The organism is Alcaligenes sp. SORT26 (genome assembly GCF_017377875.1).
In the GTDB taxonomy this organism is placed as follows: Bacteria; Pseudomonadota; Gammaproteobacteria; order Burkholderiales; family Burkholderiaceae_B; genus Alcaligenes; species Alcaligenes parafaecalis.
On record NZ_CP070975.1, the window covers coordinates 485,892 to 506,800 of the forward strand.

General features: G+C 56.2%; 17 protein-coding genes. 9 read left to right on the forward strand and 8 right to left on the reverse strand.

The window, feature by feature from the left end; all coding sequences use genetic code 11:
• Nucleotides 1-13: 13 nt before the first annotated feature.
• The 6 genes from purN to JYG33_RS02270 all read left to right on the forward strand — a co-directional run bounded on the left by purN (nt 14) and on the right by JYG33_RS02270 (nt 7,769).
• Nucleotides 14-670, forward strand: coding sequence for a phosphoribosylglycinamide formyltransferase (gene purN, locus JYG33_RS02245; protein WP_207873988.1), 657 nt, complete (start codon nt 14-16; stop codon nt 668-670).
• A 173-nt stretch (nt 671-843) separates the two neighbouring features.
• The gene (locus JYG33_RS02250) at nt 844-2,109 is read left to right on the forward strand and encodes an RsmB/NOP family class I SAM-dependent RNA methyltransferase (RefSeq protein WP_243430325.1); all 1,266 of its coding nucleotides are present in this window, start codon (nt 844-846) and stop codon (nt 2,107-2,109) included.
• 99 nt (nt 2,110-2,208) lie between these two features.
• Entirely contained in the window at nt 2,209-3,435 is a 1,227-nt protein-coding gene (locus tag JYG33_RS02255; protein ID WP_207873990.1) for a fatty acid desaturase, read from the forward strand.
• Nucleotides 3,432-5,726 carry a UvrD-helicase domain-containing protein gene (locus JYG33_RS02260; RefSeq protein ID WP_207873991.1) on the forward strand — a complete coding sequence of 765 codons (2,295 nt, stop codon included), beginning with the start codon at nt 3,432-3,434 and terminating at the stop codon, nt 5,724-5,726. The genes JYG33_RS02255 and JYG33_RS02260 overlap by 4 nt, the downstream gene beginning before the upstream one ends.
• 457 nt (nt 5,727-6,183) lie before the next feature.
• Nucleotides 6,184-7,404 (forward strand): sulfite oxidase, encoded by a 1,221-nt coding sequence (locus JYG33_RS02265; RefSeq protein WP_207873992.1) that lies wholly within the window; start codon nt 6,184-6,186, stop codon nt 7,402-7,404.
• 53 nt (nt 7,405-7,457) lie between these two features.
• Nucleotides 7,458-7,769, forward strand: a complete 312-nt coding sequence (locus tag JYG33_RS02270; RefSeq protein WP_207873993.1) for a cytochrome c — start codon at nt 7,458-7,460, stop codon at nt 7,767-7,769.
• 37 nt (nt 7,770-7,806) lie between these two features.
• Here the strand turns inward: JYG33_RS02270 and JYG33_RS02275 are convergent, their stop codons facing one another.
• The 3 genes from JYG33_RS02275 to JYG33_RS02285 form a co-directional block, all read right to left on the reverse strand.
• The gene (locus JYG33_RS02275; protein WP_207873994.1) at nt 7,807-9,699 is read right to left on the reverse strand and encodes an alkaline phosphatase D family protein; all 1,893 of its coding nucleotides are present in this window, start codon (nt 9,697-9,699) and stop codon (nt 7,807-7,809) included.
• Between the two features lie 331 nt (nt 9,700-10,030).
• Nucleotides 10,031-10,408, reverse strand: a complete 378-nt coding sequence (locus tag JYG33_RS02280) for a hypothetical protein (protein ID WP_207873995.1) — start codon at nt 10,406-10,408, stop codon at nt 10,031-10,033.
• A gap of 77 nt (nt 10,409-10,485) precedes the next feature.
• The gene (locus JYG33_RS02285; protein ID WP_207873996.1) at nt 10,486-11,697 is read right to left on the reverse strand and encodes an arabinose transporter; all 1,212 of its coding nucleotides are present in this window, start codon (nt 11,695-11,697) and stop codon (nt 10,486-10,488) included.
• A gap of 86 nt (nt 11,698-11,783) precedes the next feature.
• On the opposite strand from JYG33_RS02285, the gene JYG33_RS02290 reads away from it, so the two are divergent.
• On the forward strand, nt 11,784-12,407 hold the full coding sequence (locus JYG33_RS02290) for a TetR/AcrR family transcriptional regulator (RefSeq protein ID WP_207873997.1): 624 nt from the start codon (nt 11,784-11,786) through the stop codon (nt 12,405-12,407).
• Between the two features lie 106 nt (nt 12,408-12,513).
• On the opposite strand, the gene JYG33_RS02295 is transcribed toward JYG33_RS02290, so the two are convergent.
• From JYG33_RS02295 to dapD, 4 genes are read right to left on the reverse strand one after another with little or no spacing between them, the layout of a single operon-like run.
• The gene (locus JYG33_RS02295) at nt 12,514-14,439 is read right to left on the reverse strand and encodes an ATP-binding cassette domain-containing protein (RefSeq protein WP_207873998.1); all 1,926 of its coding nucleotides are present in this window, start codon (nt 14,437-14,439) and stop codon (nt 12,514-12,516) included.
• Nucleotides 14,436-15,359, reverse strand: coding sequence for a 50S ribosomal protein L3 N(5)-glutamine methyltransferase (gene prmB / locus JYG33_RS02300; RefSeq protein ID WP_207873999.1), 924 nt, complete (start codon nt 15,357-15,359; stop codon nt 14,436-14,438). Before prmB ends, JYG33_RS02295 begins: the two co-directional genes overlap by 4 nt.
• The gene (dapE, locus tag JYG33_RS02305) at nt 15,353-16,489 is read right to left on the reverse strand and encodes a succinyl-diaminopimelate desuccinylase (protein WP_207874000.1); all 1,137 of its coding nucleotides are present in this window, start codon (nt 16,487-16,489) and stop codon (nt 15,353-15,355) included. Before dapE ends, prmB begins: the two co-directional genes overlap by 7 nt.
• Before the next feature lie 2 nt (nt 16,490-16,491).
• On the reverse strand, nt 16,492-17,310 hold the full coding sequence (gene dapD / locus JYG33_RS02310) for a 2,3,4,5-tetrahydropyridine-2,6-dicarboxylate N-succinyltransferase (RefSeq protein WP_207874001.1): 819 nt from the start codon (nt 17,308-17,310) through the stop codon (nt 16,492-16,494).
• A gap of 873 nt (nt 17,311-18,183) precedes the next feature.
• Here dapD and JYG33_RS02315 point away from each other — a divergent pair.
• Entirely contained in the window at nt 18,184-19,089 is a 906-nt protein-coding gene (locus JYG33_RS02315) for a hypothetical protein (protein ID WP_207874002.1), read from the forward strand.
• Nucleotides 19,090-19,210: 121 nt separating this feature from the next.
• Here the strand turns inward: JYG33_RS02315 and JYG33_RS02320 are convergent, their stop codons facing one another.
• Nucleotides 19,211-19,978 (reverse strand): helix-turn-helix transcriptional regulator, encoded by a 768-nt coding sequence (locus JYG33_RS02320; protein ID WP_207874003.1) that lies wholly within the window; start codon nt 19,976-19,978, stop codon nt 19,211-19,213.
• Nucleotides 19,979-20,084: 106 nt separating this feature from the next.
• On the opposite strand from JYG33_RS02320, the gene JYG33_RS02325 reads away from it, so the two are divergent.
• Complete coding sequence (locus tag JYG33_RS02325; RefSeq protein WP_207874004.1) at nt 20,085-20,891, forward strand: sulfite exporter TauE/SafE family protein; 807 nt, start codon at nt 20,085-20,087, stop codon at nt 20,889-20,891.
• Nucleotides 20,892-20,909: the final 18 nt, after the last annotated feature.

The window sequence follows — 20,909 nt, forward strand, 5'->3', positions numbered from 1 at the left end:
GGGAAACAGGATTTTGACCGATTCCACCGTACCTTGTCGCCTTGTTGTGCTTATTTCAGGCCGGGGCTCCAATCTGCAGGCCATTAGCGAACTGATCAAGACAGCGGGCTTAAATGGCCGTATCGAGGCGGTCATCTCTAACAAGGGCGATGCGCCCGGACTGGAATGGGCGCAGCAGGAAGGGCTGCCTACCGAGACAGTTTCGCATCGCGAATTTGCAACACGTGAAGCCTTTGATCAGGCTTTGGCACGCGTGATCGACCGCTACCAGCCAGATTATGTTCTACTTGCGGGATTCATGCGCATCCTGAGCAGCGAATTTGTTCAGCACTATGCAGGCAAGCTCATCAATATACACCCATCCTTGCTTCCTAGCTTTCCCGGTTTGAATACCCATCAACAGGCACTTGACGCGGGCGTACAGTTTCACGGCTGCTCCGTGCATTTTGTGACCCCTGTGCTGGACGATGGCCCCATCATTGCCCAAAGCATCGTGCCCGTGTTGCACGACGATGATGCACAAACATTGGCAGGACGCGTTCTGGCAACCGAACATCATGTCTATACCGAGGCCGTACGCTGGCTGATCGAGGGACGGGTGCGTTTGCAGGCTGATGGCCGTGTCGAGGTTGCCGGACTAGCGCATCGCGGCTTTTATTTCCCCGCCTGATTGAGCGGGCTATTTGGAATTTTTGAATATTCATGTCTGATCACCAACAATCCCGCGGCCGCTCGGACCGCAAGCGCCCGTCCTCGTCTGCTCAACGTAACGAGTCCGGAGCGCGTGGTCGCCCCTATGCAGCACGCCGCGACAAGCCCTCGGGCCCACCCGAGCCGGGAGCGATGGCACAGCGCCGTCTGGAGCAGGTCTCCAGCGCCCTGGGTGAAGTTTTGCAGTGGAAGCATCCCGCCGACCTGGCTTTGACTCGCTGGGCGCGTACACGCCCCAAAATGGGCTCGCGTGACCGTGCCGAGATCCGTGAATCCGTGTTTGATGTACTGCGTCACCTGCGTCAGTACCGTAACTGGGCGGAAAGTGGCGTAGGCCCGTCCACCCGTCGTCTGGCCATTCTGGGCCTGTCTACCGCAATCGGTCAGGAATCTTTGTCTTTGGGGCTGACTGAAGAAGAGCGCCAGTGGCTGGGCCATATCCGCGCCTTGAATGTGGATGGTCTGCCTGTTGGCGTGCGCCTGAGCCTGCCCGAGTGGCTGGAAGAGCGTCTGAAAGAGATCCCCGATTCCTACAAGCTGATGGCCGCCATGAACGAGCAGGCCTTGCTGGATCTGCGCGTCAACCCCATGAAGGCCGAGCGTGATACGGTGCTGCGCCAGTTGCAAAATGGCCCTATGGCGCGTTTCAAACCGGTTGCCATGCCGTTTTCGCCTTGGGGTATTCGTATTGAAGGCCGCCCATCTGTCGCAGTATGGCCACAGTATGAAAAAGGCGAGCTGGAAATTCAGGAAGAAGGCAGCCAACTGCTGACCGCCTTGCTGGAGCCACGCCGTGGCGAAATGGTTATTGATTACTGCGCCGGTGCAGGTGGAAAAACCTTGCTGCTGGGCGCCCTGATGCGCTCCACAGGCCGTCTCTACGCCTTTGACGTGTCGGCTACCCGTTTGAGCAAGGCCAAGCCACGCTTTGCGCGTGCCGGTCTGTCCAATGTGGTGCCTGTCGTGATTCAGGGCGAGGGCGACCAGCGTGTTCGCCGCCTGCATGGCAAGGCCCAGCGTGTCCTGGTTGATGCCCCTTGCAGCGGTTTGGGAACTTTACGTCGAAATCCTGATCTTAAGTGGCGTCAACACCCACAAGCCTTAGAGCAGTACACTCAGATGCAGGCCGAAATTCTTGAGCAGGCCGCGGCATGTGTCGCACCAGGCGGTCGTCTGGTTTATGCAACGTGCAGTTTCTTGCCTGAAGAAAACGAGCATCAAGTGCAGGCATTCTTGGACAAACACCCCGAGTTCCGACTGCTGGACGCCCGGGAAATCTTGAAGGACAAATGTCCGGCTCTCGCGCTAGAAGGGCCTTACCTGAATCTGCGCACAGACCGTCACCAGACCGACTGTTTTTTCGGTGCGGCACTGGAACGAATCACTGAAAGTGCTTGATTTAAAGCAAGTTCGTCCTTAAATAATGTTAATGTTAACCAGTTGGGTGGGATACACTTTTCCGGTTTCCCTTAACAAAGTTCAGGTCTAAAAGGGTCTATGCAATCGTTTCTCTCTTATCTCGCCGATGGATGGCTGCAACTGTCTTGGTGGCAGTTCGTCCTTGTCGTTTTAGCACTGACACATGTCACTATTGTGGCAGTGACCGTCTTTCTACACCGTAGTCAGGCGCACCGTGGGCTGGATCTTCATCCGGCCGTCATGCATTTTTTCCGCTTCTGGCTCTGGATGACCACCGGTATGGTCACCAAAGAGTGGGTGGCTATTCACCGTAAACACCACGCCAAGTGCGAACGTGAAGGTGATCCTCACTCTCCCGTAGTCTTTGGTCTTGGTCAGGTGTTTTTCCGTGGTGCAGAACTGTACCGTAAGGAAGCCACCAACCCTGAAACTTTGAAGCGTTTCGGTCACGGCACCCCCGATGACTGGCTTGAGCGCAACCTGTACAGCAAATACAGCATGCTGGGCATCATCATCATGCTGGGTATTGACCTGTTCCTGTTCGGCCTGTTGGGCCTGACGGTCTGGGCTATCCAGATGGCCTGGATTCCTTTCTGGGCTGCCGGTGTGGTGAACGGTTTGGGTCACGCCATTGGCTACCGTAACTTTGCCAGCCCTGATACCAGCACCAACGTGTTCCCCTGGGGGATCATCATTGGTGGTGAAGAGCTGCACAATAATCACCACGCTTACGGTACCTCGGCCAAATTCTCCAGCAAATGGTACGAATTTGACTTGGGCTGGTGCTACATCACCGTGCTGAAAGCGTTGGGTCTGGCCAAGGTCAAGAAGGTCGCTCCCAAGCTGCGTCTTGAACCCAGCGTGCCTTCCAATGCCCCTATTGATGGCATCAGCCTGGCGACGTTGCAAGGTGTGATTACCCACCGCTACGAAATCCTGGCTCGTTACGCCGACATCATCAAGACGACTGCGTCTGAAGAGATTGCCCGTCTGAAGCCACAGGTGAACAAAGACAATCCGAATTGCTCTTGGTCCCTGCTGGAAAGCTGCAACGACTGGATCGGTCGCGGCGACGATGTACTGGCACCCGAGCAGCGCGCTGAACTGGAAACTGTGGCGGCTGGCGACTCTCGCCTGTCCATCCTGGTTCGCATGCAGCGTGAACTGGCCGGTATCTGGGAAAGCTCCAGCGCTTCCAGCGAGCAGTTGCTGTCTGACCTGCGCACCTGGTGCCAGCGTGCTCAGCAAAGTGGTATTGAAAGTCTTGAGCAGTTCGCCTTGCGTCTGCGCCGCTACGCGGCATGATGGATCGCTTAAACCCGGAACAGCGAGCCGCCGTTACTCTACCCTCTGGCCATGCCCTGGTGCTGGCCGGAGCCGGTAGCGGAAAAACCAGCGTACTGACCTCCCGAATGGCCTGGTTAATCCAGACCGGGCAGGTCAGCCCTCACGGACTGGCCGCTGTTACCTTCACCAATAAAGCCGCGCGCGAAATGCTGACGCGGCTTACTTCTTTATTGCCTATCGATACCCGCGGAATGTGGGTCGGGACCTTTCACGGCCTGTGTAATCGCTTGCTGCGCATGCATTACCGGGATGCGGGCCTGGTGCAGACTTTCCAGATTCTGGACACGGCCGATCAGTTGGCTTCCATCAAGCGTTTGGTCAAGGCCAATAATATTGATGACGAGAAATTTCCTCCCAAGGAAATTCAGAAGTTCATCAATGCTTGCAAGGAAGACGGCCAGCGTCCGGGAGACCTGGAGGCGCACGACCCTCACCGCCGTCGCCTGATTGAGCTCTATCAGCTTTATCAAGAGCAATGCGAACGCGAAGGTGTGGTGGACTTTGGCGAGCTGCTGCTGCGTGCCTACGAGCTGCTGTCCCGCAATGCACCGATTCGCGAGCATTATCAGCGTCGCTTCAAACACATTCTGGTGGACGAGTTTCAGGACACCAACGTGCTGCAGTATCGCTGGTTGCGTCTTTTGGCGGGTGATCAGGCCAGCATGTTTGCCGTGGGCGATGACGACCAGTCCATCTATGCGTTCCGTGGTGCGAATGTGGGCAATATGGCCGACTTCGAGCGCGACTACGCCCGTGGCAATGTGATCCGTCTGGAACAGAATTACCGCTCCTGCGGCCATATTCTGGATTCGGCCAATGCGCTGATCGAGAACAATAGTGGTCGTCTGGGCAAGAATCTGTGGACTGACAGTGGCGAAGGCGAACTGGTGCGCATTAGCGAACTGGCTTCGGATGCCCTGGAAGCGCAGTGGATTGTGGATGAAGTCCGCGCCCTGATTGCTGAAGGCAAACCGCGTCGTGAAATTGCCATTCTGTACCGCAGCAACGCCCAGTCCCGGGTGATCGAGCACAGACTGTTTTCCCAAGGCCTGCCCTACAAAGTGTATGGCGGCCACCGCTTCTTCGAGCGTCAGGAAATCAAGCACGTACTGGCTTATTTGCGTTTGATGGATAACGCGGACGACGATACGGCCTTTCTGCGCGTCGTGAACTTCCCGACACGCGGTATCGGTGCTCGTTCGGTGGAGCAGTTGGCTGATCTGGCGCGTGAACGTGGGACCAGCCTGCTACGGGCGATTCCTTATCTGCAAGGACGTGCGGCGGCCAGTTTGATGCGCTTTGCCAATCTGATTCAGGATATGGCCAGCCAGGCTCAGATTCTGTCGTTGCCGGAACTGATTGAGCATGTGGTCCACGACAGTACCTTGCTGGCCCATTACCAGGCCGACCGCGAAGGTGCCGAGCGGCTGGAAAACTTGCAGGAACTGGTTAACGCGGCCACGGTGTTTGTGGGCGAAGAAGGCTTTGCCGAATTGCCTGCAGGCCGAGTACCTGAAGCCGTGGCGGGCGAGTCCGAACAGGCCATGCAGAACCCGGATCAACCGACGGCGTCTGTGCTGGCTCCCATGTCTCCTTTGGGTTCTTTCCTGACGCATGCTTCGCTGGAAGCCGGGGATAACCAGGCTCAGGCAGGGCAGGACGCCATTCAGTTGATGACGATCCACGCGGCCAAAGGGCTTGAGTTTGATGCAGTCTTCATTACGGGCTTGGAAGAGGGCTTGTTCCCGCACGAGAACAGCTTGTTCGATCCGGGCGGTATCGAGGAAGAGCGCCGTTTGATGTATGTGGCGATTACGCGGGCACGCCAGCGCTTGTACATCACCTTGGCGCAAAGCCGCATGTTGCATGGCCAGACTCGTTACGCCATGCGCTCGCGCTTTCTGGATGAACTGCCTGAACAGCACATCAAATGGTTGTCGGCTCGTTACACCAGCGCACCCATGCAGTCAGAAGCCAGCTCGGGTGCATTTCGTCGCGGCCAAAGCTGGGAGTCCAAGGACAAAAGCTATTCGGCTCAACCGTATGGTGGCCGCAGTCACACCAGCGTGCTGGAAGTGAATGGCCAGACTTTCCGCGTGGGGCAGGGTGTGCATCACAACCGTTTCGGTGAAGGCACTATTGTTAACTTGACTGGTCAGGGTGACGATGCCCAGGCCTTGATTCAGTTCCGCGAGGTCGGAAGCAAGACCTTGGCGTTGGCAATTGCCAAGCTGGACCCTGTTAGCTAATCGCTCACTAGCCGCTGAATCAGCCCAAGGTAGTTTGAAAGCCCCCGGAGATTTCCGGGGGCTTTTTTCATGGCTAAAGCAAAAGGGGGTTGAGTGTTCTCTCAACGGCGTCATCCTTCCAAACAGGGTTATTCAGCTTGGAAATCTCATGAGAAAAATTTCAAACAGACTGGGGTTTGGACAAGTCTCTCGTCCATAAAAATGCGCACTCATCGTCGTTACGGCTCTTCTTCCTCCGTTGGGACAGGGAAAAAGCATGTTTTATTTCTTGTCTTGGAAAAAATGGAATATGTGCTTGAAGCCTTGTTTCATGCGATTTTTCACCGTATGTAGTCTATCTTTAAACCTCTATATAAGCGTTATATATAAGGGTTATATATTCTAGTTATAAAGCGGGTGCCCCCATAAAATCGAAGCCTAAATTAATTACAGATAACAAACACACATGGAGGCGATCATGGAACCTAGCAATCTCTCACGACGTCGTATGCTCTTGTCGACGGGCGGAGTCATGGCTCTGGCCGGTACCGCAAGCCTGACACCTTTGTCTGCCGCCCTGGCTCAGGAAAAGGCAAAAACGCAGGCTAAAGCCTTGCCTGCCTATGCATCCTGGAAACATGCCGACAGCTTGATCGTGCACAGTGCCAACACCATTGAAACCAAACGCGGTGCTTTTGGCTCGGGCTTGATCACACCGCTGGATCGCTTGTTCGTACGCAATAACGTCGCTCCTCCTTCCGAGGATATCGTGGCGGACCCGGATGCCTGGACGCTGTCGATCAAGGGCGTCAAGAACCCCAAAGACATGACGGTGGCCGAGCTGAAACGCTTGGGCTTGGTGGCCGTGCCTATGGTGCTGCAGTGCTCGGGTAATGGCCGTGCCTACTTCCCTGAAAAACCCAGCGGCACCAAATGGACCGTAGGTGCAGCAGGCTGTATCGTGTTTTCGGGTGTGCCTGTCAAGGCTGTTCTGGAAGCAACGGGCGGCATGGAAGCCGGTGCCAAATACATGACGGGCACGGGTGGCGAGGCGGTTCCAGAGGGTTTGGACCCCAATACCATCATGGTGGAGCGCTCTTTGCCGCTGGAAGCCATTGATGATGCGATCCTGGCCTGGGAAATCAACGGTCAGCCGATTCCTTTGGCCCACGGTGGTCCTTTGCGTTTGATCGTCCCCGGTTACACCGGCGTGAATAACGTCAAATACATCAAGCAACTGGCTTTCACTAAAGACCAGTCGGCCGCCAGCATTCAGCAAAACAGCTACCGCATGACGCCGATGGGCGAAAAGACCAATGTGAATCAGGAGTCGGTGTGGGAAATGCCGGTTAAGTCCTGGATCACCAGCCCGAACGGCGAACCTGGCGAGGATCTGAAAGCAGGTCGTGTGCAGATCCAGGGCCTGGCCTTTGGTGGCATGTCGGCTGCCAAAGAAGTAGAAGTGTCAGTGGACGGCGGCAAAAACTGGGTCAAGGCTAATTTTGTGGGCCCGGATCTGGGTAAATACGCCTGGCGTCAATTCGTAGTGGGTATGGATCTGAAGCCAGGCCAATACGAAATCGCCAGCCGTGCGACCAGCGAAGCGGGCACGGTTCAGCCTGAAGAGCGTGTCGCCAATAGCCACGGCTATTTGAACAATAGCTGGCGTGATCACATGTTGCCGGTCACCGTTGTTTAAGCATTGAATGCTGTAACCGCCCCACAGCGTCGGGGCGGGTTCGGAAGGAAATCATGAAGAAATACTTAGCTGTAGCTGCTGCCTGTTTGTTTGTTGTTGGGGGCCAGGCACAAGCTGATGAGCAGGGCAAAACCTTGTTTACCAGCAGTGCCAAACCGATTGCCTGTGCGGTCTGTCATACCCTGGCCGATGCCGGTTCTGCCGGTGCCATTGGCCCTGATCTGGATGAACTGCAACCGTCCAAAGAACAGATCCTGAAGGTCATGAAAGAAGGGATGGGTGCCATGCCTTCCTTCGCACAGACCTTAAGTGACGAAGAGCGTGATGCCGTCGCTACTTATGTCAGCTCTGTAGCGGGTCAGTAAGCCCCACGTTTACTGTCTTGGCCAGAGTAAAGCCGCCTTACCCATTTCCCTCCTGATCAGGAGCTGGAAATTCGGTAGGCGGCTTTTTGTTGGCGTTGTGGTGCAGGATGCGGGCAGGGCGGCCTTGCTCATCCAGCCAGATTTGCCCCAGCCCTGAACCATTCCAGACGCGTTCCCCCTGTTTGCGCTGATCGGGCAGGCGTGGGTTGATGCTCAAGTCCCGTCTTTGCGTAAACCAGTTCAAGGGCGAGCGTGGGGAGTAGAGCCAGCGGTTCAGACGATCCAGCCAATTCAATAGCCCTTCCGGAAATTCATTCTTGATACCGCTGCTGGTAACTTGCCAGATATGGGGGATATGCCCGCTATGGCGTACTTGCACATCGTAGACAAAGGAATAGTGCACATCACCGGACAGAATGACGTAGTTGCCAGGCGTACGTGAATGTCGAAAGATGTTCAGCATGGTGTTGGCAGCACCACGGTGCGCCATCCAGTTCTCTGCATCCACGGTCAGCGCAAAGCCTGCATAAGTGCAGATGCTTTGTATCACTTCGATCAGCTTGACCCCAAACATGGGTGTGGGCGACACAATGATGGCCGCACGCTCATCCAGTAACTCATGCTGCAGCTCGGTCAAGGACTCCCAGTCCATCAGCCCGGAAGGGCGATTGGGCAAGCGGCGCTTGTGCCAGCGGCGTGTGCGTGTATCCAGCACGATCAGAGTAGGCTGGGTGCGCAGCACGTAGTCCCATTGACGAAAGTCCAGTAGCTCTTTGATCAGCATGTCCTGTGCTTCATGTTCAAGACGGTGATGCTGATCTGGTTTGCCGGTCCAGATGGTGACGGTATCCAGTACAGACTCAAAAACCTCGGGCCGGTTGCCCCAGCCCTGGCACAACATATAGGCGATCAAGGCATTGCCGACAATCTGTCGCGAGAAGGGATGGCCGTAGGCGATGCTTTCCCATTTGGCGGACAGATTCCAGTCGTCGGTGATGTCGTGATCATCGAAAATCATCAGGGTCTGGACATGGGCCAGAAGGCGGGCGGCTTGGGGCAGATCCTGACGAAAGCCTGCCAGGGCACTGGCCTCGCGCAGCCAGCGTTGCTGGTGTTGGGGCTCCAGCTTGGGGGCTTCTGGCTCGGGGATAATCTGCCAGGCAATCGGCGACCAGACCAGCAGATACATGGCCAGCACTTCGGACAAGGTCACCAAGTGGTTATGGGCATTGGCCGTGGTGAAAATTGGTTTTTCCACACCACCAAAAAAGCGTTCGCGCAGGGCTTCGTTAGACTTGAAGGCGGGCAGCAGATCGGCGCGTCGGTAATAGCTGGCAGGATGGCGGTAAAGTGATTCGCTGTCCGATACCACTGCTCCTTCCAGATATTCTCCAAACAATCCCAGGCGATCAATCAAGGCATGAATAGCCGCCAGCATGGGACCGGCGACATCGTCGGCATAAACCTGGTCGCCGCAGAGCATGAGCAAAGCAGGCCGGGCATCGGCTTGAGTAATGTGCTCACTCAATACCGTGTCCGCCTGGGCCAGACCGTCGCGGGCCGGGTGATGAGGTTTGCGGCAAGAACCAAACATCAGATTATCGGCACGGCTGGCCAGGACCAGACTGGGTCGGGACTGACCCGTGTGCAATAAATGAGGGGCCCAATCTGCAATTCCTTGCTCGGCGCCAGAGTCTGTTCTGGTGATCAGATCGTAGTGAATGAGGGTGTCGCTGGGTAGGGCAGTGGGGAGTGACACATCAATAAGGTGGATGTGCGCGTGCGTGCCTATCGGTATGATGCGGCACTGTTCCGTATTCAGGGTGATCCGTTGGGGAGCCGCGCCTTCGGGCTCCAAAATCAGGTCCAGAGAAAGCGCCGAACTGCCGACTAGCCATAAAACCAGACGCTGGGAGTCGAGGCGACGCAAAATAGGGCCTGCTAATACAGGGGGCAAGCTGGGGGAGACGGGGGAGAGACTCAAACGGATGATAGTCAAAATCAGAAAAAATAATAGACAGCGTAGCAGGTATAAAGTTGCAGCCCTGATGCTGTAATCCTGTGCTTTTGCTCTATATCTGGTCTTGTTCCTGTCTCTGGGTCTACTTTTGTGCGTGTTCTTGTTCTGTATTCATGCGTCAGCACTAGGGTTTGCCACAGATATAGGGCTTCAGACTTGCTCAACAGAATCATTAAGGGCCATCTGATGAGAGATGGCCCTTCACATTACTTGTCGCCGCCAAGAGGTGACGTCTCACGATTTAGCTGTTTTCAACTTCCGGGCTGGCTTCCAGAAAGGCGGTGACCTGCGCGTCCAGATCGTCCTCATGTACAACGCGTACTGGAAAACCAAATTTCTTACTCATGGGGGCGACAAAGGCATTCAGGGAAAAGGCCATCAAGGCATTGCTCACGACCACCAGGCTGGCGGCACAGGAGGTGCTCAGGCGGCTGCGATTGTCCTTGATCCATTGCGAGAACTCCTCCTTGTCCGAACCTTCCTCTGCGCCCGGCAGTTCGCGGGTCAGCAAGACAAAGCGTTGTCCTTGATCCAGCAAGGCTTCCAGTTCTTCTTTCCAGTTGGATGGAGAGCTGTTCGAGATCCAGATTCGGGGAAATTCTTGTGTGGCAATGTGCATGTGCAGGTCCTGAGCAAGTCGATTAATGATTCAAGTCAATGCGCTGCTTTGTACCACTAATCAGCTTGCTCGGGCAGTCATTTCGCGTTGGGGCTACGCATCAGACGAAGTGCCACCAGCACAGACAGGCTCACTACGACGGCACTGAGCAGATAAATGGCTTCAATCCCCCACGTTCCCGCTACGGCACCCAGCGCTGGGCCGGTGATTCCAAGAGAGATATCCAGAAAGGCGACATAGGCACCCATGGCGACACCTCGGCTCTCGGGTGGTGCGCGGCGTACGGCTTCCACACCAAAGCCAGGGAAGGCCAGAGAATAGCCCCATCCGGTCAAGGCTGCACCCAGGTAGGCGATGGCAGGGCTGTGGGCACCCCAGATCAGCAACAGGCCCACTGCTTCAATCAGGACACACAACAAGGCAACGCGTGCTCCACCCAATTTGTCGGGAAGGTGACCGAAGAACATCCGGGCGGCAATGAAGGCGACCCCAAAGGCGGTGAAAGCCAGGGAGGCATTGCCCCAGTCCCGATCTGCAAACAGCAGGGCGACAAAAGCAGTCAAACTACCAAAGCCGACGCTGCACAGCAGCAGACCCATGCCAGCGCCCCAAACCAGGCTTAGCACTTTGTAGAACGGGGTACGACGCAAGGCGGTAGGGGCCGTGGCGCGTACTTTTAGCAGCAGGGGCAAAGACAATAAGGGCAAGAGCGTGACGGCAAGGGAAATCCCTTCAAAGCCATAGTCCTGATTGACGGTCACGCCCAAGGGGGCGCCAACCGCATACGCACCATACATGGCCACGCCGACCCAGGCCATGACTTTGCCTGCGTTTTGAGGACCAACCAGACCAATGCCCCAGCTCAAGGCTCCGGTCACGATCAGGCTTTCACCGCAGCCCAGCAGAATACGACCGATAACCAGCACCCAGACGGACAGGGTGGGCGTGCTGACAAAGCTTAAAGAAGCCAGATAGGCCAAGCCGGACAGACACATGATCATCAAGCCCAGGATCATGGCGTGCTTGGAGCCTTGCGTGTCGGCCAGATTGCCCGCCCAGGCACGCGAGAGCAAAGCCGCTGCGAATTGAGCGCCAATGACCAGGCCGACGACCAGGGTGCTCATTTCCAGGACATTATGTACATGCAAAGGCAGCACGGGTAAGGGCAGACCGATGCTCAGAAAACTGATGAACACGGCCAGGGTAATAGGAAGCAGCGTTAAAAAAACATTGGCAGCAGGGGGAGACTGCGCCGTGGAGGTGGCTTGCGCCGATTGAGGCACTGACATGAAGAAACTCCAAACATGAGTAATTGCTCGATATTTAAGATAATATGAATAATTGCTTACATCGAAAACTCGCATTCGGAGTCCTTATGCCAACGCTGCCTCAAGCCAGACGTATCCCTCGTCAAAGCCGTTCCCGGGCTTTGGTGGAAGCGATTTTGGAGGCTACGGCTCGCGTTTTGTCCGAGCGTGGCTATGCCGGCACCAATACCAATGTGGTCGCGGAAGTGGCTGGGGTCAGTGTTGGCTCGGTGTATCAGTACTTTCCCAATAAGGACTCCCTGATTGCCGCTTTGCACGAGCGTCATGCCTTGCAAATGAACATGGCGATGGAAAGTAGTCTGGCCGATACGCAGTCTTTGGGTTTGCGGGGGCGTTTGAGTGATCTGGTCCAAGCCTGGTTGGCCGCGCATCGGGTGGACCCGGAATTGCATCGGGTGCTGGAAAAGGATTTTCCCTTCTTTGATGCGCCCGCCACGGAGAGTCAGGCAGATCAAAGCATTCGTGATCGTATTCGTCAGTTGCTGGAAGAGCATCGCAGTGAGGTCGCTCCGCAGGATCTGGATTTAGCCACCTGGGTGGTGATGCAAAGTCTGGAGTCCCTGATTCATGGCGCGATCATTCCACCCGGTGTGCCGTATCCACCGGAACAGGTAGAAGAGGCCATTGTGGATTTGCTGTGTGGTTATTTGGGCTGTGCCAGCTCGGCTTGAGGTTTCAGACAGTCACTCCTGTGCAGTAAAAACAAAAGCGCCATCCCGATCAGGATGGCGCTTTTTTATGCTTCAGTTTGCTCGGAAACAGGATTGCGTGGTCTGTTTAGGCCTGCCGCCCAATTTCTTCCATCGCTTCCTGAATTTCCAGCCATTCTTCTTCCAGCGTTTGATGTGTCTTGGTGAGTTCACCATGCTCAGTCATCAAGGCGGGACGTTGGTCCTTGTAGCTATCCGAGTAAAAGTCAGGGTCCTGCATCAGGGTATCCAGCTCCTGCAAACGCAGTTGCGCTTTCTCCATGGCCGACTCCACTTTCTTCAAGCGGCTTTCCAGCGGTTTACGTTGCAAGGCCAGGCGTTGACGTAGCTCCGCTTCCTGACGGCGTTGCGTTTTGCGGTCTGTGCCATCGCTGCCGGAATCCGCCCGTGCCTCCTGGCGAGCCTCTGAGCGTGATTGCGCACTGCGTGCCAGTAGCCAGTCGCGGTAGTCTTCCAGGTCGCCGTCAAATTCCTGAACCTGGCCATCAGCCACAATCCAGAAGGAATCAACAGTAGAGCGCAGCAAATGACGATCGTGCGACACCAGCAGTACGCTGCCGCCGTAATCGGCCAAGGCAGTGGCCAGGGCTTCACGGGTATCCACATCCAAGTGGTTGGTTGGTTCGTCCAGCAGGAGCAGGTTGGGTTTTTGCCAAACGATCAGGGACAGGGCCAGACGTGCCTTTTCACCACCGGAGAAGGGGGCGGTCAGGCTGGTGACCATATCACCGCTGAAACCGAAAGAACCCAAGTAGTTGCGCAACTCCTGTTCACGCACATCGGGAGCCAGACGCGCCAGATGTTGCAAAGGGGTGGCGTCCGGGTCAATCGAGTCCAGTTGGTGCTGGGCAAAGTAACCAATTACCAGACCCTTGGATTCCAGGCGTTCGCCCTTGATGGGTTCCAGCTTGCCAGCCAGGGTTTTGACCAGCGTGGACTTACCCGCGCCGTTCATCCCCAAGATACCAACACGGGCACCGCCGCGCACCATCAGGCGGACTTGGCTCAAAATGGGGTTTTCCTGACCGGGGTAACCCAGATCAGCCTGATCCAATGTCAGCAAGGGATCGGGTGTGTACTCGGGCGAGGGGAGGCGAATGGAAACGCTTGAGTCGTCGCGCAAGAGCGTGACGGTCTGCATGCGGGCCAAAGCCTTGACGCGGCTTTGCGCCTGCTTGGCTTTGGTGGCCTGGGCCTTGAAGCGGTCAATAAAGCTTTGCAGACGCGCAGCTTCACGGGTTTGACGTTCGTAGGCGATCTGGCTTTGTTGTACGCGCTCGGCACGCTGCACCAGAAAGTCGTTATAGCCGCCTTTGTAGCGAACCAGCTTGCCTTGATCCACGTGCAGAATCGAACGGGCCACGGCATCCAGAAACTCGGTGTCGTGCGAAATAAGCAATACGGTGCCGGGGTAGGACGTCAGCCAGCGCTCCAGCCAGAGCATGGCGTCCAAGTCCAGGTGGTTGGTCGGTTCGTCCAGCAAGAGCAGGTCAGAAGGAGCCATCAGGGCGCGGGCCAGGGACAGGCGCATTTGCCAGCCGCCGGAGAACTCGCGCACGGGCAGCATCCACTGATCGGGACGGAAACCCAGACCGGCCAGCAATTGCTCGGCACGCGAAGGCGCGGACCAGGCATCGGCTTCAATCAGGGCATTTTCCAGTTCGGCAATGGTCTGGCCATCGCTATCGGGCGTGTTGGCGCGTTTTTCCTGCAAGGCACGCAAACGCTCGTCGCCGTCGATAACGAATTCGCGGGCAGGGCGGTTACGGTCAGGGATGGTCTGACGCACACTGGCTACTTCCCAGACCTCGGGGATGCTCAGGTCACCCCCATCCAGATCCAGTTCGCCTTGCAGCAAGGCAAACAGCGAGGATTTCCCTGCGCCGTTCTTACCCACAATCCCCAAGCGTTCGCCCGGGTTGACGATGAAATCGGTATTGTCCAGCAGGACTTTGACGCCGCGACGCAGCGTAATTCCAGTTGCGCGTATCACAGAGCCAGTTGCTCCCGGCTAAGCAAGAGAATCTGGTCTTCAGCGGTTTCGGTGCTTAGCCAGATAGGCTCCAGCTCCGGGAAGGCGGCGACGAAATTGTCGTACTCATTGCCGATTTCCAATACCAGCACACCTTCGGGTGACAGGAAGTTGGGGGCAGCTTCCAGAATGCGGCGTACCAGGTCCATGCCGTCGTCACCGCCAGCCAGAGCCAGTTGTGGCTCGTGTTTGTATTCCTGCGGCAAGCACTGCATGGACTCCTCGTTGACGTAAGGAGGGTTGCAGATAATCAGGTCGTAAGCGGTCTGTGGAAGCTGGTCCAGCAGATCGCTTTTGTACAGGCTCATGCGGTCGTTCAGGTCGAACGCATCAATATTGGATTGGGCAACTTCCAGCGCCGCATCAGACAGGTCAACGGCATCAACCTGCGCTTGCGGGAAGGCCAGCGCGGTCAAAATAGCCAGGCAGCCTGAGCCGGTGCACAAATCCAGGGCATGGTAGACGGCGTCAGGGTCGGCAATCCAGGGTTGCAGTTGCTCGGCCAGCAGTTCGGCAATGGGAGAGCGCGGCACAATCGTGTCTTCCGTGACGCGGAAACGATGGCCTTGCAGCCAGGCTTCGCCAGTCAGGTAGGCGGCGGGCACGCGCTCGTTACAGCGGCGGGCGACCAGAGCCAGATAGGCAGCCCGTTCGCTTTCCAGCACGGTGGCGTCCAGATATGGGTCCAGCGTGTCCAGCGGCAGATGCAGGGTGTGCAACAGCAAATACGCGGCCTCGTCCCAGGCATTGTCGCTGCCATGGCCAAAGGCCAACTGGCAACGATTGAACTGGCTGACGGACCAGCGTAGTAAGTCGCGCACAGTGCGCAGTTCCTGCTGGGCTTCCAGCAGGGAGGAATTGTCGATGCAAGGGCTTAACAAAGCAGGGATTCCAATGTACGGCGATAAATGTTTTTAAGAGGCTCAAGATCCGCAACAGCAACGTGCTCGTTGATCTGATGGATGCTGGCATTGAGCGGGCCAAATTCGACCACTTGAGGGCAGATTTTAGCGATAAAGCGGCCGTCCGAGGTGCCGCCTGTCGTAGACAGATCGGTTTCCACGCCGGTTTCGGCTTCAATGGCCAGGCGCAGTGCCTGGCTCAAGGGGCCCGCTTCGGTCAGGAAGGGCTCGCCACCCAGGGTCCACTCCAACTGGAAGTCCACGCCGTGACGTTTCAGAATGGATTCGACTTCGGCTTGCAGACCGGCAGGCGTCTGCTCGGTGGAGAAGCGGAAATTGAAATGTACATCCAGTTGGCCAGGGATCACATTGCCCGCGCCAGTGCCCGCGTGGATGTTGGAGATCTGAAAGCTGGTGGGCGGGAAGTCGATATTGCCTGCGTCCCACATACGGTCTGTCAATTCATGCAGCGCGGGGGAAAACACGTGCAGCGGGTTGATCGCCAATTGCGGGTACGCCACGTGGCCCTGACGACCTTTCACGATCAGATGACCGGACAAGGAGCCGCGACGGCCATTTTTGATGGTGTCGCCCAATTGACGCGAGCAAGTGGGCTCGCCCACGATGCAGTAGTCCAACTGTTCGCCACGCTCTTTCAGAACGCGGCAGACATGCACGGTGCCATCGGTTGCGGGGCCTTCCTCATCCGAGGTCAGCAGCAGGGCAATCGATCCCTTATGTTCAGGATGCGCTTGGGTGAACTCTTCAACGGCATGAATAAAGGCGGCAATCGAGGCCTTCATATCCGCAGCGCCACGGCCATAAAGCTGGCCATCACGCACAGTAGGCTCAAAGGGAGGGGAGTCCCAAGCGGCTTCCGGGCCAGTGGGAACGACATCCGTATGGCCTGCAAAAACAAACAAAGGCCCCTGTGTGCCACGGCGGGCCCACAGGTTGGAGACCGGGCCGCTGGGCAGATGCTCCAGGCTAAAGCCCGCTTGCTCCAGCCGTGCGCCCAGCCATTGCTGGCAATGGGCGTCCTCGGGGGTGACCGAGGGGCGGGCGATCAGGGCTTTCAGGGTGTCTAGTACAGAAAAGTCAGTGCTCATGTTCAGGCGCGAAGTAAATCATTAATACTGGTCTTGGCGCGGGTACGGGCATCCACACGCTTGACGATGATGGCGCAGGCCAGGCTGTACAGCCCATCGGCCGAAGGCAGGGAACCAGGAACCACCACCGAACCGGCGGGGACGCGACCCTGGTAAATCTTGCCCGTTTCGCGCTCGTAAATTTTGGTGCTTTGCGACAGGAAAACGCCCATGGCCAGCACCGAGTTCTCTTCCACGATGACCCCTTCCACCACTTCAGAACGGGCACCGATAAAACAGTTGTCCTCAATGATAGTGGGGTTGGCTTGCAACGGCTCCAATACCCCACCAATACCGACGCCACCCGACAGGTGTACATGTTTGCCAATCTGGGCGCAGGAGCCGACGGTGGCCCAGGTGTCCACCATGGTGCCTTCACCGACATAGGCGCCGATGTTGACGAAAGAAGGCATCAGGACGACATCCGGGGCGATATAGGCCCCTTGACGGACCACGGCACCGGGAACAGCGCGAAAGCCTGCCTGGGCAAACGCGGCCTGGTCATGCTGCTCGAACTTCAGCGGCACCTTGTCATAGAAGGGAGCGGGTTCGCTGGTCATGACGCGGTTCTCCTTGATCCTGAAGGACAGGAGAATCGCTTTTTTGACCCAGTCATTGACCTGCCACTGTCCGTCGATCTTTTCCGCCACACGCAGGGAACCGTAATCCAGCTTTTCGATCACGGTATGGATAGCCGTGCGCAGTTCAATGCTGTGTTCTTGGGGGGAGAGGGAAGCTCGTTGTTCCCACGCCGATTCGATCAGACTTTGGAGGTCGCTCATAGGCTAGGCTCTGTGAATGCAGGCCGTCATTGGCAGTATCGGGATACAGAAGGCGCATGATGCGCGGTTTACCACCGCAGCGGCCGAGCTTGAATGGAGGCAACAGGATAACCGAGTCTGCCCCTTCCATGCACGGTTTTATGGCTTTCTTTGTCGCTTTTGAGGGCAGATGCGTGTGGGATGCAGGCTGTCAGCAAGGGCAGGAGGACGGCCGTGCTGACCGGGTGAGTTCCATATGTAGACGTGACGGTTCAGGTCACGAATAGCGGTTTTGGGATTTGCATGTTTACTTTATTACTGAAGTTTTTTTCTGTTTTCTTGTTGTTCGATAATTATTTTATTTTTGCTCTCGTTTTCCTTATCGCAGCTATTTCATTTTTTTATTGTTGCTGCTATTCAATTAAATCATTCGCGTAATCAAGTATTTCAAGATAATAAAAAATAAGCACAGATTGCCATGCAAGCCTTGTGTGAAATGCTTGGGTGAGGCCTGGCTTCGGGATGTGTGTCACCTGATGGTATAGCATGCTTCTTTCTCGTCTGCCTCTGTAGGACTCACGGATAAAGAATTTTAACCCTTTTGTATATGGGGTTATTTCTCTGCCCGTGTTGAGGGTGATAGGGCGTGCTGTCATGCACTTTTATTCGGTTGCGCTTTTTACATTTTATAAAATTTATTGATTTTTTATCTGCCTAGAATAATTACGAGGTTTTCAATTTTTGCCGTTTTTGTTCTTGTTTCTTCATTCAAACGGAGGGGTTATGAGATCGATTCTTTTATGGCTCTTGGGTGTCCCTATCCCTATCATCATTTTGCTGGCCCTGTTCTGGCACTAAGGTGCTTGCGATCACAATCTGAAATAAGGAATCATCATGGCTACAACGCAATTTGGTTCGGATGCAGGTTTGAGTACGCAGGCCGTAGCGGAGTCCTCGCATTCCGCCGTGTCTTGGGGCGCGATCATCGGGGGGGCCGTCATTGCTGCTGCACTGACGGTGACCTTGCTGGTGGGCGGGACAGGTCTGGGCTTCATGGCGATCTCCCCCTGGAGTAATGACGGCGCCTCGGGTACGACTGTGGCTATTGGCACGATTATCTGGCTCTTTGTTACGCAGATCATCGCTTACGGTATTGCCGGTTATGTCACGGGGCGCTTGCGTACCAATTGGACTGGCGTGCATGGCGATGAAGTGCATTTCCGTGACACGGCGCATGGCTTTCTGGTCTGGGCTGTGACGGCGGTTGTCAGTGTCTTCATGTTGGGTTCAGGCGTCGCCTCGCTGGTGTCGGGTACGGCACAGGCAGGTGCCAATCTGGCGGGGGCAGGGGTTGGTGCGGCGTCGGCTGTAGTGGGTCAGGCAGGGAAGGATCAGGCTCAAGGTCCAGGCCTGGGCTACTTCACGGATACCTTGTTGCGACCAGCGGATCCTGCCAATGCACCTGCACAGGCAGGCAATCCTGAGCGTGAAGTCAGCCGAATTTTGGCTCGTAGCTTGAAGGAAGGTGAGGTGTCTCAGCAGGATCAGGATTACTTGCTGCGTTTGGTTGCCAACCGAACAGGTTTGACCCCCGAACAGGCCAAGGAGCGTTTGGATTCGGTGCAGAAGCAAGCCAAGGAAACAGCGGACAAGCTGGAGCAACAAGCACGCGAAGCGGCAGACACTGCTCGCAAGGCAGCCGCTGCGTTTGCATTGTGGGCGTTTGCATCCTTGCTGGTGGGAGCCTTTGTGGCAAGCCTGGCCGCAACCATCGGTGGACGGGCTCGTATTACGCGTTAAGCCCTATATGTGACGTCAGGCCGCTTATCAGTTGAGGCGGGCAGTGCAAGGCCCCCGGATTTCAGAGCTCCGGGGGCCTTTTTGTCTCTGCTTCAATCAGAGGGCGGCTTAGGAAAATGTGTCAGGGAGCACGAATGAAGTTGCTGGGAGCCTGTCCTAAACGGCGACGAAACATGGTGGAAAAAGCGCTGGAACTGTCATAACCCAAATCCAGTGCAATCTGCGTTACCGATTGCCCGGCAGACAGCTTGGCCAAGGCGGCCAGCAGGCAGGCTTGTTGTCGCCATTCACTAAAACTCATGCCGGTTTGTTGCCGGAACAAACGGGTGAAGGTACGCAGGCTTTTATTGAGTTGCTCGGCCCATTGCTCGGGCGTGCTTTGAATATTGGGCTGACTTAGGAAGGCTTTGCACAGCTTGGCCAGGGATGGGTCTTGAGGGATAGGAGCAAAGAGCGGCATGGTTTGCGCCAGTCCGACTTCGTGCAAGAGCAATTGTGCCAAGGCTCCGTCACGACCATCCTCATCGTACAAAGCGGGCAAGGCCAGGGACGCCAGGAGCAAATGATGCAGCAAAGGCGTAATGACCAGGACTTCACAGTGAGAGCCAGGGCGGGGGGCCGCCTGCGGCTCTATATATAAGCTGCGCGTGCTGGCGCTTTGCATGCGTACGCGATGACGTTTCCCAGCCGGAATCCAGACGCCACTATATGGCGGTATTACCCAGGCACCATCGTCGGTTTCCACCTCCATCAAGCCTGTCATGGCATAGAGCATTTGCGCCCGTCGGTGTACGTGAAAGTCCAGCAGTGTGCCTGGGGCATAGTCCGTGCCAATGGCCAGCAATGGGCGGGGGGTGGTATCCACGCTATCCAGTTGTACATTGTGCATAAAACAGTCTCTGGCCGAAATGAGCATATTGTTGACCGGTTTTAGCATGCCAGCCATATCGGGGCGACCTATTCTTAGGCTTTGCAATGTCTTTTGATTCGTGGCCATGTATTTTCTATTGCTGTTTTTTGGTTTGCTTGCTGGGGTGACCACCGTGCTGTTTGGTTTCGGTGGTGGCTTTGTGGTGGTCCCTGTGCTGTATTCGGTGCTGATCGGCATGTATGGCGTGGACAGCCAGATGGGGCAGGCCGCCATGCACATCGCGGTCGCTACTTCTACCTGCGTGATGATTTTTGGTGCCGGTCTGTCCACCTGGCGACATCACAAGGCAGGAACGGTGCCTTGGGAGCAAGTGCGTCCTTTGCTCTTGTTTATTGCTTTGGGGGCGATTCCCGGTGCGGCGGCCGCCATGGCCTTGAGTGGTTCATGGGTGCGTTGGGTCTTTGTGGTGTATCTGGGCCTGACGATTCTTGATGGTCTGTTTCGCTCGGGTTTTACGCAGGAAGCGCGCAACGCCGTGCGTCCTTTAAGCAAGGCGGCCAGTACCGGAGCCGGTTTGCTGATTGGCGCAATTGCGGCCTTTTTGGGTGTGGGAGGCAGTGTGATTACGGTGCCCCTGATGCGCCGACGCGGTGCGAGCATGACGGCAGCGACGGCAGCGGCGAATCCCTTGTCCTTGCCGATGGCAGTCGTAGGGAGCCTGACCTATGCCATGCTGGCCTGGGATACGGACTCTTTGGGACCCTGGCATGTGGGGTATATCGATCTGCGTGCATGCCTGGTTCTGGTGGTCGGCTCCTGGCTGGGGATTCGTTTTACTTCGCGCTGGATTGGCAAAATCCCTGACAGTCTTCATGCCAAGGCTTACATCGCCTTATTAGGTCTGGTGTTTTTGGTGATGTTGCTGGCCTAAGCCTTGTCAGACCACGCT